The organism is Flavobacterium sp. CFBP9031 (assembly GCF_034044945.1).
GTDB lineage: Bacteria > Bacteroidota > Bacteroidia > Flavobacteriales > Flavobacteriaceae > Flavobacterium.
The window spans coordinates 404,756-422,245 of record NZ_JAXCWF010000004.1 but is presented as its reverse complement, the minus strand read 5'-3'; the positions used below and the strand labels follow the sequence as shown (position 1 = coordinate 422,245).

The window sequence follows — 17,490 nt, the reverse complement described above, 5'->3', positions numbered from 1 at the left end:
CAGCACAAACTTTTTTTAAGCCTTGTAGGGTTTTTCTGCACTGCTCCATTGTTTTGGCATTTTCCGCCCGTTTCGGCATTCGCTTTTTATGGGGCTTTCAGCCTTTAAGCCCATTTTTTGAAGAAATTCCATGTTTTCAAAAGCAGACATCTTCCGTTTTTAATCCCCCAAAGGCGCAGAGGCGCGAAGCTTTTCCCTCCCTCCCTTCCAAAACCCGCCCTTTTCCCCTCTAAGCCGCCTCTGAAAACCGGCGCCCTAGCCCCTATAGAAGCGGAAATCCTTTTGTGCCGGGGTTCGGCACAAAAGATTGGAGCGGATAGCGGGATTAAGCTCCTGATAAATGCCAAATCTCAATTTTTTAAAATCCAAAATTCCAAATGCTGCCGCTAGAAGGGCTTCGGCTTCACTCAGACGGACAATATAGATTTCCTCCTTATATATGTATAAACAATAAACCCGACAGCTTTTGGAAACCTGTCGGATTTGCTATAACTTAAAAAGAACTTCGGCTTTATCCTTATATGTACACGTAATTAGAATTACCTTATATAGTAGAACAAAAACTATACTTATATATAATGAGTAAACTTGTACTTAATATATTGTATGTATTTTTGTAATCATGTATATTTGCATTCACAAAATTATAAACAATGATCAAGATTACTTTACCCGATGGGTCAATTAGAGAGTTCGCTCAAGGCGTAACTCCAATGGAGGTCGCTAAAAACATTAGCGAAGGTTTTGCTAGAAACGTGATTTCTGCATCTTTTAATGGTACAACTATTGAAACCGAAACTCCATTAACGACCGACGGTAATCTTATTTTATATACTTGGAATGATACTGAAGGCAAAAAAGCTTTCTGGCATTCTACTTCGCACGTAATGGCGCAAGCTCTTGAGGAATTGTACCCTGGAATTAAATTAACACTTGGGCCTGCAATTGCTAATGGTTTCTATTATGATGTGGATTTTGAAGATCAGAAAATTTCTGAAGCTGATTTCAAAAAGATTGAAGATCGTATTCTTGAAATTGCAAGAGGGAAGTTCGATTTTAAGATGCGTCCTGTAACTAAAGCGGAAGCGCTGGAGATGTATAAAGACAATGTTTACAAGACTGAATTGATTTCAAATCTTGAAGACGGAACTATTACATTCTGCGACCACTCTACTTTTACTGATTTATGCCGTGGTGGACATATTCCAAATACTGGAATTATCAAAGCTGTAAAAATCATGAGTGTTGCTGGTGCTTACTGGAGAGGTGATGAGAAAAACAAACAGTTAACTCGTGTTTATGGAACTTCTTTCCCTAAACAAAAAGATTTAACTGAGTATCTTGAACTTCTTGAGGAAGCAAAACGTCGCGATCACCGTAAACTTGGAAAAGAGCTTGAATTATTTGCTTTTTCTCAGAAAGTTGGTCAGGGTTTACCTTTGTGGCTACCTAAAGGGGCTGCTTTAAGAGAACGTTTGGAGCAATTTTTAAAGAAAGCACAAAAGAAAGCTGGATACGAGCAAGTAGTTAGTCCGCATATTGGTCAAAAGGAGCTTTATGTTACTTCTGGTCACTACGCTAAATATGGAGCTGATAGTTTTCAACCGATTCACACACCAGCTGAAGGAGAAGAGTTTTTATTGAAACCAATGAACTGTCCTCACCACTGTGAGATTTACAATGTAAGACCATGGTCTTATAAAGATTTACCTAAACGCTACGCTGAATTTGGTACTGTATATAGATATGAGCAATCTGGAGAATTACATGGTTTAACTCGCGTTAGAGGGTTTACTCAAGATGATGCGCATATTTTCTGTACTCCAGAGCAATTAGATGAAGAGTTCAAAAAAGTAATTGACCTTGTATTGTATGTATTTGGTTCATTAGGTTTTGAAAACTTTACCGCTCAGATTTCATTAAGAGATCAAGAAGATAGAGAAAAATACATTGGTACTGATGAAAACTGGGAAAAGGCAGAAAATGCTATCATCAATGCGGCAAAAGACAAAGGTCTTAATACTGTTGTAGAATATGGTGAAGCTGCATTTTATGGTCCGAAACTAGATTTCATGGTAAAAGATGCATTGGGAAGACAATGGCAATTAGGAACAATTCAGGTAGATTACAACTTACCTGAGCGTTTTGATTTGACTTACAAAGGTGCTGATAATGAATTACATCGCCCTGTTATGATTCACAGAGCTCCTTTTGGATCTATGGAACGTTTTATAGCAATTTTACTAGAGCATACAGCAGGAAATTTCCCACTTTGGCTAATGCCTGAACAAGCTATTATCTTGTCTTTGAGCGAGAAATACGAAAATTATGCTAAAAAAGTTTTAGATTTGCTAGAAAATCACGAAATTCGCGCCCTAATTGACAACCGAAATGAAACTATCGGTAAGAAAATTAGAGATGCAGAGATGCAGAAAATCCCATTTATGCTTATCGTTGGTGAGGAAGAAGAGAAAAACGGAACGATTTCTATTCGTCGTCACGGACAAGAAGGGAAAGGTAATATCACAGTTTCTATCGAAGAATTTGCTTCGATTGTAGACGAAGAAATAAAAAAGACATTAAAAGTATTTACAGTTTAACTTAAATTAGAAAGTCATAGCAATAAAAAGTAACAGAGGTTTTCAACCTCGAGTAGAGAAAAAAGATGCGCACAGAATAAACAATCTTATTCGTGTTCCTGAAGTACGTCTTGTAGGTGAAAACATTGAACCAGGGGTTTTTAAAATTGCCGATGCGTTACGTTTAGCTGACCAATTTGAATTGGATTTGGTTGAAATTTCGCCAAACGCTGAACCACCGGTTTGTAAAATCATGGATTACAAGAAATTTGTTTACGAACAAAAGAAAAGAGATAAGGCATTAAAAGCTAAATCTTCTCAGGTTGTTGTAAAGGAAATACGATTTGGTCCTCAAACTGACGAGCATGATTATGAATTTAAAAGAAAGAACGCGGAGAAATTCTTAAAAGAGGGAGCTAAATTAAAAGCTTTCGTTTTCTTCAAAGGTCGTTCTATCATTTATAAAGATCAAGGTCAAATTCTATTATTACGTCTTGCTCAGGATTTAGAGGAACATGGTAAAGTTGAAGCTATGCCTGTTTTGGAAGGAAAGAGAATGATTATGTTCATTGCTCCGAAGAAAAAGAAATAGTGTTCAGTTTACAGTCTCAGTGTTCAGCATTGAACTTGAAACTTTAAACCTGAAACAAAAAATATAAGTAAGTAAGAATAAATTAAAACACTAGGAAAAATGCCTAAAATGAAAACAAAATCTAGCGCTAAGAAACGTTTTAAAGTTACTGGCTCTGGAAAGATTAAAAGAAAGCATGCTTTTAAAAGTCACATCTTGACTAAAAAATCTAAAAAACGTAAATTAGCTTTGACTCACTCAGCGCTAGTTCACAAAACAGATATGAAAAGCATCAAACAACAATTAAGAATTATCTAATAATTCTTTAGGTTAAAAAAATTATTTATATAACCTTGGAGTATGGCTTTAAGTTCCTTTGATTCAATTCAGGACGCCTGCTACAAAAACACATTAAAATTATGCCAAGATCGGTAAATTCAGTTGCTAAAAGAGCAAGAAGAAAAAAAATAATGAAGCAAGCCAAAGGTTTCTTTGGAAGACGTAAAAACGTTTGGACAGTTGCTAAGAATGCAGTAGAGAAAGCAATGTGCTACGCTTACCGCGATAGAAAACAAAACAAAAGAAATTTCCGTGCTTTATGGATTCAACGTATCAACGCTGGAGCTAGATTAGAAGGAATGTCTTATTCTCAATTCATGGGGAAAGTTAAAGCTAACGGAATCGAATTGAACCGTAAAGTTCTTGCAGATTTAGCTATGAACCACCCAGAAGCTTTCAAAGCTATTCTTAATAAAGTAAAATAAACGTTTTATAAACTCAATTTAAGATTACTTACTTATTATAAAAAAACCATTCGTTTATTCGAATGGTTTTTTGTTTTTATTATCTTTCGATACGAACACAATTAAGAAATGAAAAAACTCTTTGTACTTTTATTCCTTACACAAATGCTTTGGACAAAAGCCCAAGAGAGTAATTTGGATAAAAACTCTGTACAAACCATCGTTGGTATAATTGACAAACGTGATGTTGGCTGTATCTCGGAAATTAAGAGAGCTAAATTAGATTTTAAATCTAGAGAAGTCCTTTATAATATTATTCCCGAAGGATATCTTGACAGCGACTACAATAGACATTATCCTTATTTAATAAATTTACTTAAAGAAAAGGGAATTGATTATTCTGAATCTTTTGAACCTGAGTTCTCATCAATTTGGAGTTCAGATGGTGCGGATGGATACCCATTAGTAACAAATTGCTACTGCAAAGCATCTAATGAATTGTTGAATGCAAAATATGGCCAAAACTTCATTAAAAACATAAAGAAGACTGCTGACAGTTTATATGTGATGAGCAGAATACACATCCCTTTTGAATATCCTTATGAGGTAGATGATTACTGTATGATATATCCAAAAGCTGGAGACTTTCTAGAGCAAAAGATTCAAATCCAAAAAGATTTTTTTTCTTCGTTTGTATTCCCTAAAAAATTTATTCAAAGCAACGAAAAAAGAGATTTTTTTGCCAAAGTTAAATTTACAATTAACAAAGACAATTCAATATCTGACATTACTGTAAAGATTGAATTTAAGAATCAAAAAAATGAAAAGTGCTACAATTTGATAGCCGACCAAATCAGTGAATTTATTGAACATGCAGATTGGACTGCTGCGGTTAGCAATGGCATAAAAGTAAATAGTAACTTTGATATTAATTTCTACAATTAATCATCTATATAAATTTCAAAGTAATGCAAAATTCACTTATCCTGCATATCAAAAAATTCATTTCTCTTGAACCTTCAGATATTGATAAATTGGAATCACGCCTAGAACTTTCGAAAGTAAAAAAGAAAGAGCATGTACTTCAAGAAGGCCAAATTTGCAATACTATGTACTTTATTACTAAAGGCTGTATTCGGCAATATATCATCAACTCTAAAGGAGCTGAACAAACTTTGCAATTTGGCATCGAAAATTGGTGGATTACAGATTATCTAAGTTACCATAATCATGTTCCTTCAAGCTTTTATTTACAGGCTATAGAGAATTCAGAAGTTATTGCCATTGACAAAACAATTTTAGAATCACTACTGATTGAAATACCAAATCTAGAAAAGTATTTCAGAATAGTGATGCAAAAAAGTTTTGGCGCTATGCAAATGCGTATCAAGTTCTTATTTACAATGTCGGCAGAAGAAAGATATCATCACTTTAATGACCATTTCCCAGAATTTGTTCAACGCGTTCCTCAGTATATGCTTGCCTCCTATTTGGATTTCTCTGCAGAATTTATGAGTAAAATACGAGCTGGAAAAGTCTGATTGGAATTTCTTGAAGTAGTTCAAGTTTTTAAAAGCATACATTGCTGACCTTTGTAATGAACTTTTAAAACATATAAAAATGAAACCAAGAATTGTTATTCCGAATGTTGCTCCAGAAGCTTATCAAGCATTAATGAACTTAGAGAAATATATTTCTACAACTTCATTAACTCCCGTTCATAAAGAATTAATCAAAATCCGTGCTTCTCAAATTAATGGTTGTGCATTTTGTATTAATATGCATACTGCTGATGCTAGAAAACACGGCATTTCTGAACAAAGAATTTACTTAATTAGTGCTTGGCGCGAAGCTGATTTTTACACCGAAGAAGAAAAAGCAATTTTAGCTTTAACAGAACAAGTAACCTTAATTGGCAATCACGTTTCTGATGAAGTTTACGAAAATGCAGCTAAATTATTTGATGAAAAATACCTTGCAGAAATACTTTTGGCTATCATCACAATTAACTCTTGGAATAGATTAGCAATTACTACCGGAATGCGTGCGTCATAATTTATAAAGAGAATATTTACAAGCAATTAGAACTTAAAAGCCCTTATCGATAAAGGGCTTTTCGTATTTATTTAGAAATCAGAATTAAAAAAAGCGTAAATTGAAAATATTTTAAAATACCGTATTTATACTCTTTCATGATTTCTAGAATTTTTTATTTTTGGCGCATGATACCAAAAAGATTACAAATAGTTGCCTCTTTAATAACTACTTTATTATTGTTTTTTTCTTGTCAAAAGCAAAATACAGATAACTCAAAAAAAACAAAAAGAGAGAACGAAATTCATAAGCTGATAAGCAAAGCAGACCAATTTTACAAGAATCACAACAACACTGACAGCGCATTTTTTTATTACAATAAAGCTAGAGCAGCTTGCGATCTTAAAGAAGATCTTAAAAATTATGTTTCTTGCATGTATTACATGGCCGAAATTCAACAGGAACATGAGGATTTTGTGGGAAGCATTAAAACATCAATGGAAACAATTCCGTTTTTAAACCGAATAAAAAATCAAGATTATGTATGGAATATCTATAGTGTTTTAGGAAGAAATTATTATTACACTTATGACTATCCAACTGCTATATACTATTATTCTAAAGCTTTTACTTTAAATACCAGTAGAATTAACAAATTTGAAGCTAAAAATAATATCGCAGTTATTTACCTAAAGCAACAAAAGTTTGAGAAAGCATTACCCATTTTTCTTTCGATAAGTAATGAGAAAATTGTACAGCAAAGCCCTGAAAACTATTCTAAAATATTAGATTATATAGGTTATTGCTATTATAAACTTAAGGATCCAAAAGCATTGTCTTTTTTTGAAACGAGTTTAAAAATAAAGTCAAAAGCAAATTATACCGATGGTTTGGGCAGAACTTACTACAATCTTGCCGAATACTATCAAAACAACAAAGCTGATTTAGCTATGAAATATGCTCAATTAAGCTATAAAAATTATACATTATCGGGCAACACCGATGACCGCTTAGTTGCTTTAAAGTTTATTATAGAAAATAGTTCTGATATTGATTCAAAAAAAAATGCACTCATTTATACAAAAGTGATCGATAGTATTTATGAAGTAAGGCAAAAAGCTAAAAATCAATTTGCAAAAATCAAATACGACTCTAAAAAAGAAAAAGAGGAAAACTTGAAATTAAGAGCACAGAAAATTAAAAATGAGCTCCAAATAGCAAAACAGGAAAGCAGAAATATTGTTTCATATGTCATAATTATATTTGCCTCATGTTTAATTGTTTTTCTATATTTTTTTCTTACTGTACGAGCTAATCGCCAAAAAATTGAAGCAACTTATCAAAGCGAAATCAGAATTTCAAAAAAATTACATGATGAACTAGCGAACGATATTTACCATACAATGGCATTTGCCGAAAACAGAAATCTTTCTTCTGAAGAAAACAGAAATCATTTATTAAAAAGTCTAGACAATATTTATTCTCGAACAAGAAATATTTCGAAGGATAATACTCCTGTTATTAGTAATCAAAATTATATATCCTCTCTGAAAGAGATGATCTCAGGATTTGACACGCCAAATATTAATCTATTAATAAATGGTTTGAATACCATTTCTTGGGATACAATTGATAAAAATAAAAAAGTATCAATTTACCGAACTATACAGGAATTACTTGTAAATATGAAAAAACATAGCGATGCAACTCTAGCTGCATTAACCTTTAAAGAACTGGAAAATACTATAATAATCAATTATACCGATAACGGAAAAGGAATTGATACAAACAAAATGGTTTTAAGAAATGGTTTGCATAATATTGAGAACCGAATTCATGCTGCCAAAGGCCATATTGAAATTCATTCAGAATCTGGAAAGGGTTTCAAAGTTTTAATTAAACTTCCTGTATAATGATTAAAGACCTATTTTTCTTTATTCAAAAAAAGCATCTTGTTTTTTATTTGCTAATCTTCGCTCTAATTTTAGCACTATTTTTTTCTATACGGTCTTCTGAAATAAATAAACACCGACTAAATCACAATAAAACGGATCATTCAACCGAAATAAAACAAATGATGCAAAAAGCAAATGCTTTTTGGGATTTAGAAAAAAACGACAGTGCTCTTTTTTATTTCAACAAAACACAATTATTATGCGTTCCAAAAGCTGACTATGCAGATGATTATGTAGGTGCATTAAACAGTATGGTAGAAATCTTTCAGCAATATGGCAATTATTCTGAAGCAGAAACTACCCTTATAAAAGCATTCCCTTATTTAGAAAAAACCACCAATGTAAAGTATGCCGTTAATGCTTATACCTTCATGGCCTATAACTATTTGTATATGTACGACTATGAAAAGGCGCTATATTATCATAGAAAAGCATTAAAAAAGGCAATCTCAACTTTTAGAAAAGCACGGATATTATCTGAAATTGCATTTGCATATATGCACCAGGAAAAATATCAAGAGGCAATAGATCTATTAGAACCAATTTCTAGATACAGAATTGAAGATAAAATCACGCCTTCGAATACAAATATTCAGCGTGCCGCTATATTGTATAATTTAGGCCTTTGCTATTTACGACTTGGAGGTCATAAAGAAGCTTCATTCAAATGCTTTAACGAAAGTCTAGAATTAACTCTTACACTTAACGACGATTATGAACTAATTGGCAATTACTATGCTTTTTATTTATATTACACGAAATACAATAATCCAGAGCTAAGAAAAATTAATGCAGAGAAAGCCTACTATTACTCTAAAAAAGCAAAATCGGCAACAAATGAAATTAACATGTTAGCTCATCTGCTGGAAGCGGATAATGCTGGAAATTCAAAAAAACACTGGAAAGTTTATAGCAAAAAAATTGACAGTCTCCTTATTAGCCGGAAAAAGGCAAAAAATCAATTTGCCGATATTATATATACTTCAAAGAAAGATAAAGAAGAAAATTTAGAACTCAAAAATCAAAAAGCAGAAAACGAATTAGAGCTTCAAAGGCAAAAAAATAGAAGTTTTATTTCCTACATAGTAATTTCTATCAGTACTTTCGCTTTGTTTTTTATTGCTTATTATATTACTCATAAAGGACGAAAGGAAAAAAATGATGCTGTTTTTGAAAGCGAAATACGCATATCAAACAAATTACATAATGAACTAACAACAGATATCTATGATACATTAGTTTTTGCAAAAAATCACAAATTAGAAAATCTCGAAAACAAAGAAAAATTTCTTTATAACTTGACCAATATTTATTCAAAAACAAGAAATATTTCAAGAGAAAATAGTGCGATTATCATTAATGAAGATTACGAAAAAGTCCTAAAAGAAATGATTTCAGGATACACAACTTCTAATTTAAATATTATTATAAATGGTTTAAACTCATTATCCTGGTCTAAAATTGATCGTGTAAAAAAAATAACTATTTTCCGTGTTGTTCAGGAAATTTTTGATCAGGCAAAAATTATCAGTAATGCTTCGCTGGCAAGTATCACATTTAAGAAGAATGAGAGAACTATAGTGATTACCTACGCTGACAACTGTACCCAAATTGAAGATGATAATAATTTAAACAAGAGATTTGCCACTATAGAAAATCGCCTTAAACCAGTACGAGGAACCTTTAATGTTGCTTTAAATCCAAATCAGGGATTTAAGGTTTTTGTAAAACTTCCAATATAAATAATGCTTTAACCATAAGGTCCTCAAATGAAAATATCTGCTTTTGTTCCAATTTTAGTTTCCGTTCTTTTTCTGCTGGTCATTCCGACTTCTTGCGAAAAAGAAATTCCGGCAGTTATAAAAAGAACTGACAATACCGCAGAAATAAAAAGGCTGACCATAATAGCTGACAATGATTTTGAACAAAATGAATATTTGAAGGCCTATAAAAATTACCTAACCATAATTCACCTTTCAGACCCTGAAAAAAACAGAATAGATTATGTTGACGCATTAATTTCTATAGCCCTAATTCAGCAATATGAAGGCAATTATCTGGAAAGTGAGGCTACCGCTACTAAAGTATTACCCCAACTTAAATACCTAAAAAAACCAAGGTTTGCTTGGGAAACATACAAAATTATTTCAGAAAATTATTCTGCAACAAAGGATTATGACAATGCGCTTATATATGCTAAAAAAGCATACAATCTAAATGCAAGTCCAAGAAGGGAAGCAAATGCATTAGCTAATATTGCATTAGTTTACATGTATCAGGGTGATTATAAAAAAGCGATTAAAATCTATAAACAACTAACCACTACTGGTTATTATGGCAATAAGAAAAAAACAAATTCTCTAAAAGATTATGAAGCATTAGACTATGCAGTAATGAGGAGCAATATCGGCATTTCTTATGCCAATTTAAATGATTCTAGAGCGCTACCCTACTACCTAGAAGCTCTTAAAACTAGAATTAAATTAAATGATAGACAGAACTTACCAGATAGTTATTCAAACCTTTCTGATTATTACTTAAGTTCAAATCCTGCTTTGGCAAAAAAATATGCCGAAACAGCTTATAAACATTCGTGCGTTGTAAATACCTACAAGCAAAAAAAGTATGCTCTGGAAACTTTAATAAGAACCAGTACAGGAAATGATGTAAAAAAGTATTCTAAGATTTATATTCGTTTTAGAGACAGTATTAATAAAATTCGTTTAACACAAAAAAATGAATTTGCCACTATAAAATATAATTTCACAAAGGATAAAGAAGAAAACTTAGAGCTTAAAATTCAAAGAGCAGAGCATAAATTGGAAATGCAAAGACAAAAGAACAGGAGTTTTATCTCTTATATTGCATTATCAATAACCATTTTTATATTCATTTTTCTAGTTTTTTACCTGACTTTGAAAGGCAAAAGAGAGAAAAATGATGCTGTTTTTAAAAACGAAATTCGAATTTCTGATAAATTAGAAAACGACCTTGAAAAAGACATTCACGAAACTTTATCTTTTGCCGAAAACAACAATCTTGAAAACATCAGTAATAAAGAACAATTTCTCAATTACTTGAGCCGCATTTATTCCAAAACACGAAGTATTTCGAGAGAAAATAATGCCATACAAACCAATGAAAATTTTGCAAGTGAGCTTAAAGAAATGATTTCTGGATATACCGGCCAGAAGCTAAGTATTATTATAAATGGCTTAAATACTTTTTCTTGGTCTAAAATTGATCGTGTCAAGAAAATAACCGTTTTTCGCGTGCTTCAAGAAATTCTCGATCAGATGAAAACGCTCAACAATGCCTCTCTAGCAAGTATAACGTTTAAAAAAGATGGGAAAAACATCTTGATTATGTATACTGATAATGGTAGCAAAATCGCCCCAAAAGATATTATTTTAGAAAAAAGACTACAAAATGTGGAAAACCGTATTAAAACAATAAAAGGAACTCTTAATTTTGACCCATATTCAGAAAATGGTTTTAAAGTAAATTTCAAATTTCCAATATAAGAAAATATATGTTTAAAAAAGTTTTAGTTGCCGAAGATCTAGATAGTATCAGCATTGCAGTTGTTCAAGTACTTGAAGAATTACAAGTTCCTGTAATTCATCACGTGAAATATTGCGACGAAGGATTACTTAAAGTAAAAAAGGCATTGGCTGAAAAAGAACCTTACGATTTAATGATTACAGACTTATCTTTTAAATCTGATCATAGAAAAGTAACTTTAAATAGTGGCGATGAACTTGTTGAAGCTGTAAATAAAGTACAGCCAGAACTAAAAAAAATAGTTTTTTCTATAGAAGATAAAAGTTATAGAATTAAAACTCTTTTTAATGAACTTGGCATTAATGCTTATGTTACAAAAGGAAGAAATAGTATTTCTGAATTAAGAAATGCTATCGAAAGCACTTTTAATAACGAAGAAAAAATTCTTTCTTCTGATTTGTCTTTTAACTTTAATGATAAAGCTTTAATTGAAATTGAATCTTACGATATCTCAATTTTAAAACTTTTATCTCAGGGACATATTTTAGAAAGTATTTCTAGAGAGTTCAAAGATTCATCTATAACTCCTAACGGAACAAGCAGTATAGAAAAAAGAATTAATAAGTTGAAGATTTATTTTAAAGCTAATAATAATGTGCATTTAATTGCTATTGCAAAAGATTTTGGGCTAGTATAATTTTTTATACACTTTACGGTTTCCCGTAAGGATAACACTTTTTATACCCCTAAATTTGTGATGACCTATTAACCTACCAATGAAACCAAAAAGTAAAGCGAGTATTATATTCTCTAGACTTAATACTACACAAAATAGAATCCTTATGAAAACAATGCTACTTTGCCTCTTTTTATCAATAAGCTTTGCAGTTATTTCTGAAAAAACTGGATGGCTAGAAATTGATTGGAAAATAATATTTATTCCAGCATTATTAGTTTTACAAATTATAATTATCGGGACAGCTCTAAAAAATCGATATAAAAAACATTAATTAATTTTAAGAAAGGCTTAATTATTGCTGGAAGAGAAGACTTATATCTTAGTTCCATTAAATTTTTCATGAAAAAAACGCTCAGCCTCGTCTTATTATTATTTGCATTTATATCTTTTGCTCAAACCAAAGTGGTATCGTGGAATATCGAAAACTTTGGAAAATCAAAATCTGATTCTCATTTAAATTATATCGCCAAAGTAATTTCTAATTATGATATAATCGCAATTCAAGAAGTGGTTGCCGGAAACGGAGGTGCTCAAACTATTGCAAAACTTGCCACAGTGCTTAATCAAAAAGGAAATAAATGGGATTACAGCATAAGTGATCCTACTTCTGGAAGCAGTTACAAAACAGAACGGTATGCTTTTATTTGGAAGACCAATAAAGCCAAATTGAAAACTAAGCCTTGGCTAGAAAGAAAATATAGCGTAGAAATTGATCGCGAACCCTACTTTGCTACGTTTGAAATTAATAAAAAGACAATCACTCTTGTTAATTTTCATGCTATAACGCAAAAAAAACAACCCGAAACCGAAATCAAATACTTCAAGTTTCTACCCAACGAATATCCTGATCTAAATCTTGTTTTCTTAGGCGATTTTAACTGTCCTGAAAAGCACACTGTTTTTAATCCGTTGAAAAAAAACGGATATGCTTCTGTATTAAAAAATCAAAAAACTACTCTGAAACAGCAATGCAAAAACAATATTTGTCTTGCATCTGAATTTGACAATATCTTTTATAAGACATCAAATCTACACGTTAGCAATTCTGGAATTATTAAATTCTACGAAGATTTTGATTCTTTGCAAAATGCAAGAAAAATATCCGATCATATTCCGATCTGGTTTGAGTTTTCTCTTAACTAATTTAGGTTTTAAGTTTCTTTTTTCTAGCAGCTGGAAATAGAACATTGTTCAAAATCAATCTATATCCAGGCGAATTAGGATGCAAATCTAAAACCGTTGGCGGATCTCCAACCTGATGCTGAAAATCTTCTGGATCATGTCCTCCAAAAAAAGTAAACATTCCCTTGCCTTTTTCTCCATGAATGTATCTTGACTCGCCATTTAATTCGCATGTTCCCATAATCAAGATATTCGATTTTATTAAAGACGTATCAAAAGAAGTGGTCTGTCCCATAAAACCTTTTACTAATTGTGTATGGTTTTGACATAGCATACTTGGAATCGGGTCCCATTTTGCAGAAAATTCCATTAACGTAAAATAATCTTTTTCCATCACAATGCGTCTTTTCGTCGTCATGTCGATATCTGAAAACTCGTAAACTTCTGGTCTTCTTTCTAAAGTAAAGTTTTTGAAGGCAAAAGAATTATTATAATTTAATTTTGACTGATAATTTGATTCGCTAGGATCTCCGTCAAACATAGCTTCGCAAATATCAACTCCATCTGCTGCAAGGGCAATATCAAAACTATCTGTTGCAGAACACATAGCAAACATAAAACCACCACCAATTACAAAATCTCTAATTTTTTTTGCTACGGCTCCTTTTTCCTGAGACACCTTTGCATATCCTAATTTTGTCGCCAAAGCTTCAGCATCTCTTTTTTGATCAATATACCAAGGTGTATTTTTGTACGCCGCATAAAACTTTCCGTATTGTCCGGTAAAATCTTCGTGATGCAAATGAAGCCAATCGTACATTAATAACTGATCGCTTAAAACTTCTTCATCATAAATGGGAGTAAAAGGAATTTCGGCATAAGTTAAAACCAAAGTTACGGCGTCATCCCACGGTTGTTTTCCTTTTGGGGTATAAACGGCAATTTTAGGTGCTTTCTCTAAAATAACCGATTCCATATTTTGAGAAGGGCTCGAAATTTCGTTTAAAATAGAAGCCTGTTCACTATCTGAAATCACTTCAAAACTAACTCCTCTTATTTTACATTCTTTTCTAATTTCATCAGCATCAGGAAGTAAAAAAGAACCTCCACGATAATTTAAAAGCCAACTTGCTTTATAATCCCTACTCAAACACCAGTAAGTAATTCCGTATGCTTTTAAATGATTTTGCTGCGTGGTTTCGTCCATCGGAAGTAAGATAAACGAAGCCTTTGCATTAAATGAAATTAATAGTATAAAAAGGTAGAATAAACTTTTATTCATCAGAAAATTATTTTAGTAAAGATATAAAAGCCATCAGCAAAAAAGGAATACTTAGAATCTTTTCTTACTTATAAAGAATGTTAAATAAAAAGCTTAAAGAAAACTTGATTTTTAAGCCATAAAAAAACAGGTAAAAACACCTGTAATTAGGAAGAATATTCTCTATACATTTGCTATCCCAGGTTCATAAAACTAATCGCTGTAAAAAAAATAACCAACTATGAAGTTTAATGAAAGTAACAACCACCAAAAGGGTCTGAATATAATTCAGAAAATAGGACTATGCGTTCTAGTCATAACAATCATATTATATTATGTGCTGTCAATTCAGTTTTTGACAGCATAATTTTTCTAGATTGTTAAAACTGCCAATTCATTCTGAATAGCATAAACAACTAAGCCAGCTATATTTCGCGATTCTGTTTTAAGTAATAAATTATTTCTGTGTCCTTCTATAGTTCTTGGACTTAAAAAAAGATGTTCTGCAATTTCTGCTGTAGTTTTCTGCTGGCAAATTAATTGCAGAATTTCTATTTCGCGCGGCGAAAGGAAATTAGTTTCTAAACCGCCTCTTGCATTTTTAGGAGAAACTATTGTTTCTTGAATTGTTTTTAAAACATTTTCGTTGTAATAGAATCCTTTTTTTGCTACTTCGTTTATGGTATGAATTAAATCTTTTGGAGTGGTATTTTTTATTAAGTAAGCTACTGCTCCAACTTGAATCATATTGGCAACAAACGATTTGGTATCGTAACTAGTTAATGCAATAATTTTAATATCGGGAAACGTTTTTCTAATAATTTTTGTGGCTTCGACTCCGTTTAAGACCGGCATCTTTAAGTCCATTATTATTATATCGGGCGTTATTTCTCTTTCATTCAGTTGCGTAATAAGCTCGTCACCATTTGAGGCTTCAAAGAGAATATCTATATTTTCTTCTCTCTGTAATAAAAAAGAAATTCCTTTTCTAAACAAAATTTCATCATCGACTAGAGCAATTTTAATAGAAGCATTCATCTTATTTTGGTTTTGGTCGTTTAATTTGGTTTGTCGAAATTACAAAATATGAATTAGAAAAAATCTAAATACCTTTATTTTATTGACCAAAAACCTTAATAAAACACATAATTTGCCTTAAAAAGTAAAATTTACAACAATACCTTTATTAATTTCAGAGTCAATTTCGATTGTTCCCTGCAAAAATGATATTCGGCTATCGATATTTTTCATACCTAAACCTTTTTGGTTTTCGGCATTTGAACAATTAAAACCAATGCCGTTGTCTATATAGTCACAAGTATTTATTCCGTCTTTATTGGCAAAAGAAATCCATATCTCTGACGCTTTTCCGTGACGAATCGAATTATTCATTAATTCCTGCAGAATCCTAAAAACATGCAAATGCCTGTCTATGTCTTTCTCATCAAAATCGATGTCATTTTTATAATACGTTTTTACCGATTTGCTCGATTCAAATTCTTCGCATAATTCTTCAATACCTGCACTTAAACCAAATTTTTCAAAAACTGGAGGCAGCAAATTATGCGCAATTTTTCTAGAATTGTCTAATGCCTTTGTGGTCAAAGCAATTATGTTTTCTGTAATTTCTGCAGTTTCTGCTTCTGTAAGGTTTGGCGCTGTAAGCAAATGACTGTTTAAAGAAACGATGTTCAATTTTGAACTAATATCGTCATGAAGATCTTGAGCAATTCTTTTTCTTTCTTCCTCTTGCGTTACAATAATAGCATGTAGCTGTTCTTTTTGATATCGAAGTATTAATTCTATCTTTTCTAATTCTTTTTGAATAATTTTTTTTCTAGAAAAATAAAAGAATATAATTAGCGCTACTGAAACAATTATAAAAAATAGCGAGATATATAATATAATAGCAACTAATTCTTTTTCAGGGATTGAATTGGAGTCCATAATCTATTTTTATAATACAAATTAGTTTTCTAAAGACTTTTTAGAAAAACTTACCTTCCATTCATACAATATAACTAATTGATAAACTAAAAATAAAAAAGCATTTAGTTTCCATGAAAAATATTTAACTTCTAAACTTAATGTCAAGGTTAAATTTCCAATCAAATACAAAACAGTAGAGCCTAACATAAAAAAGATAACCGCTATTGTTACATAATAATAAACCTTCTTTTCGGTAAGCATATTGTAGAAATGTAGTAAGCCAAAAATGACACAAAACAAAGAGGTTAATGTAATAGCAAATAAATTAAATTTTAAAAACTCATTTGGATTTGTTAGAAATTGGATGCAAAAAATTAATATTCCAACTGACAAAATACTTTTTATAAATATTTTTTGGCTCAAAATTTTTATCAACGAATTATAAAAAAGACCTAATAAAACCATTTGGCCTATAATGAAAACATTAACTAAAAATAAATTATTATAATGCAAATGATACAATAATTCCATTGACATCTGCATTAAAAATGCAAATGCTAAATAGATAACAAAAAAACCATTAGCTTTTTCCTTACGGAAAAAGCTAATGGAATATAATACTAGATTAATTAATAAAATCAAATAACCTGAATAAATTAAAAAATCGTCCATTCTTAAAAAAAGATCTTTAATTAATACGGTGGGCTTGGTCTTGTACCATCGTATACAATGTCATCAGCAGCTCCTTCGCCACCTTCTACTCCATCTCCTTTACCGTAAACATTAATCCACTTTTTAGTTTCCTCATCGTATTTGGCTCCTACAAAAAGTAATGTTTTTTCATTTTGATCATTTATTCCCAAATAAGCCCAAACAGCTTCTGTTTGAAGATCTAGCACTTTTTTCAAACTTTCTCTAGGTATTAAGAAAGCTTTTATTTTGTTCTTTGAGTCTTCGACTGATTTATCGTCGTCATATCTCTTTTCCCACTTGTCTGCAGTTGCTACAGGAATCTGAATAGGTCCTGGAAAGGTTTCTTCATTCATAATTTAA

At 31.4% G+C, this 17,490-nt stretch carries 19 protein-coding genes; 14 read left to right on the top strand and 5 right to left on the bottom strand.

Annotated features, from left to right (window positions below; translation table 11 throughout):
- The 14 genes from SOM12_RS09775 to SOM12_RS09710 all read left to right on the top strand — a co-directional run.
- Positions 1 to 233: hypothetical protein (locus SOM12_RS09775; protein WP_320493312.1), on the top strand; the 233-nt coding region annotated here is incomplete at its 5' end.
- Between the two features lie 420 nt (positions 234 to 653).
- Positions 654 to 2,600, top strand: coding sequence for a threonine--tRNA ligase (gene thrS, locus SOM12_RS09770; protein WP_095931667.1), 1,947 nt, complete (start codon positions 654 to 656; stop codon positions 2,598 to 2,600).
- Between the two features lie 16 nt (positions 2,601 to 2,616).
- A complete protein-coding gene (gene infC / locus SOM12_RS09765; RefSeq protein ID WP_095931668.1) occupies positions 2,617 to 3,171 on the top strand; it encodes a translation initiation factor IF-3 in 555 nt (184 codons plus the stop codon).
- Between the two features lie 99 nt (positions 3,172 to 3,270).
- On the top strand, positions 3,271 to 3,468 hold the full coding sequence (rpmI, locus tag SOM12_RS09760) for a 50S ribosomal protein L35 (protein ID WP_022827375.1): 198 nt from the start codon (positions 3,271 to 3,273) through the stop codon (positions 3,466 to 3,468).
- A gap of 101 nt (positions 3,469 to 3,569) precedes the next feature.
- Positions 3,570 to 3,914: a 50S ribosomal protein L20 gene (rplT, locus tag SOM12_RS09755; protein ID WP_007810721.1), complete on the top strand. Its 345-nt coding sequence runs from the start codon at positions 3,570 to 3,572 to the stop codon at positions 3,912 to 3,914.
- Positions 3,915 to 4,022: 108 nt separating this feature from the next.
- Positions 4,023 to 4,838, top strand: a complete 816-nt coding sequence (locus SOM12_RS09750; RefSeq protein WP_320493285.1) for a hypothetical protein — start codon at positions 4,023 to 4,025, stop codon at positions 4,836 to 4,838.
- 23 nt (positions 4,839 to 4,861) lie between these two features.
- The gene (locus tag SOM12_RS09745; protein ID WP_320493283.1) at positions 4,862 to 5,434 is read left to right on the top strand and encodes a Crp/Fnr family transcriptional regulator; all 573 of its coding nucleotides are present in this window, start codon (positions 4,862 to 4,864) and stop codon (positions 5,432 to 5,434) included.
- 79 nt (positions 5,435 to 5,513) lie between these two features.
- Positions 5,514 to 5,948 carry a carboxymuconolactone decarboxylase family protein gene (locus SOM12_RS09740; RefSeq protein WP_095931670.1) on the top strand — a complete coding sequence of 145 codons (435 nt, stop codon included), beginning with the start codon at positions 5,514 to 5,516 and terminating at the stop codon, positions 5,946 to 5,948.
- A 422-nt stretch (positions 5,949 to 6,370) separates the two neighbouring features.
- Positions 6,371 to 7,840 (top strand): tetratricopeptide repeat-containing sensor histidine kinase, encoded by a 1,470-nt coding sequence (locus tag SOM12_RS09735; RefSeq protein WP_320493282.1) that lies wholly within the window; start codon positions 6,371 to 6,373, stop codon positions 7,838 to 7,840.
- 161 nt (positions 7,841 to 8,001) lie between these two features.
- Positions 8,002 to 9,624, top strand: a complete 1,623-nt coding sequence (locus SOM12_RS09730; protein WP_320493280.1) for a hypothetical protein — start codon at positions 8,002 to 8,004, stop codon at positions 9,622 to 9,624.
- Positions 9,625 to 9,651: 27 nt separating this feature from the next.
- The gene (locus SOM12_RS09725) at positions 9,652 to 11,406 is read left to right on the top strand and encodes a hypothetical protein (protein WP_320493273.1); all 1,755 of its coding nucleotides are present in this window, start codon (positions 9,652 to 9,654) and stop codon (positions 11,404 to 11,406) included.
- 8 nt (positions 11,407 to 11,414) lie between these two features.
- Entirely contained in the window at positions 11,415 to 12,083 is a 669-nt protein-coding gene (locus SOM12_RS09720) for a response regulator (RefSeq protein WP_095931674.1), read from the top strand.
- A 145-nt stretch (positions 12,084 to 12,228) separates the two neighbouring features.
- Entirely contained in the window at positions 12,229 to 12,396 is a 168-nt protein-coding gene (locus tag SOM12_RS09715; RefSeq protein WP_172426959.1) for a hypothetical protein, read from the top strand.
- Positions 12,397 to 12,464: 68 nt separating this feature from the next.
- Complete coding sequence (locus tag SOM12_RS09710) at positions 12,465 to 13,268, top strand: endonuclease/exonuclease/phosphatase family protein (RefSeq protein WP_095931676.1); 804 nt, start codon at positions 12,465 to 12,467, stop codon at positions 13,266 to 13,268.
- Between the two features lies 1 nt (position 13,269).
- On the opposite strand, the gene SOM12_RS09705 is transcribed toward SOM12_RS09710, so the two are convergent.
- The 5 genes from SOM12_RS09705 to SOM12_RS09685 all read right to left on the bottom strand — a co-directional run bounded on the left by SOM12_RS09705 (position 13,270) and on the right by SOM12_RS09685 (position 17,483).
- Positions 13,270 to 14,529 carry an asparagine synthetase B gene (locus SOM12_RS09705; protein ID WP_320493268.1) on the bottom strand — a complete coding sequence of 420 codons (1,260 nt, stop codon included), beginning with the start codon at positions 14,527 to 14,529 and terminating at the stop codon, positions 13,270 to 13,272.
- A 351-nt stretch (positions 14,530 to 14,880) separates the two neighbouring features.
- Positions 14,881 to 15,546, bottom strand: a complete 666-nt coding sequence (locus tag SOM12_RS09700; RefSeq protein ID WP_095931678.1) for a response regulator transcription factor — start codon at positions 15,544 to 15,546, stop codon at positions 14,881 to 14,883.
- Between the two features lie 117 nt (positions 15,547 to 15,663).
- A complete protein-coding gene (locus SOM12_RS09695; protein WP_320493264.1) occupies positions 15,664 to 16,455 on the bottom strand; it encodes a sensor histidine kinase in 792 nt (263 codons plus the stop codon).
- A 21-nt stretch (positions 16,456 to 16,476) separates the two neighbouring features.
- Complete coding sequence (locus tag SOM12_RS09690; RefSeq protein ID WP_320493262.1) at positions 16,477 to 17,109, bottom strand: hypothetical protein; 633 nt, start codon at positions 17,107 to 17,109, stop codon at positions 16,477 to 16,479.
- 20 nt (positions 17,110 to 17,129) lie between these two features.
- Positions 17,130 to 17,483: a hypothetical protein gene (locus tag SOM12_RS09685; protein ID WP_320493261.1), complete on the bottom strand. Its 354-nt coding sequence runs from the start codon at positions 17,481 to 17,483 to the stop codon at positions 17,130 to 17,132.
- Positions 17,484 to 17,490 lie beyond the last annotated feature (7 nt).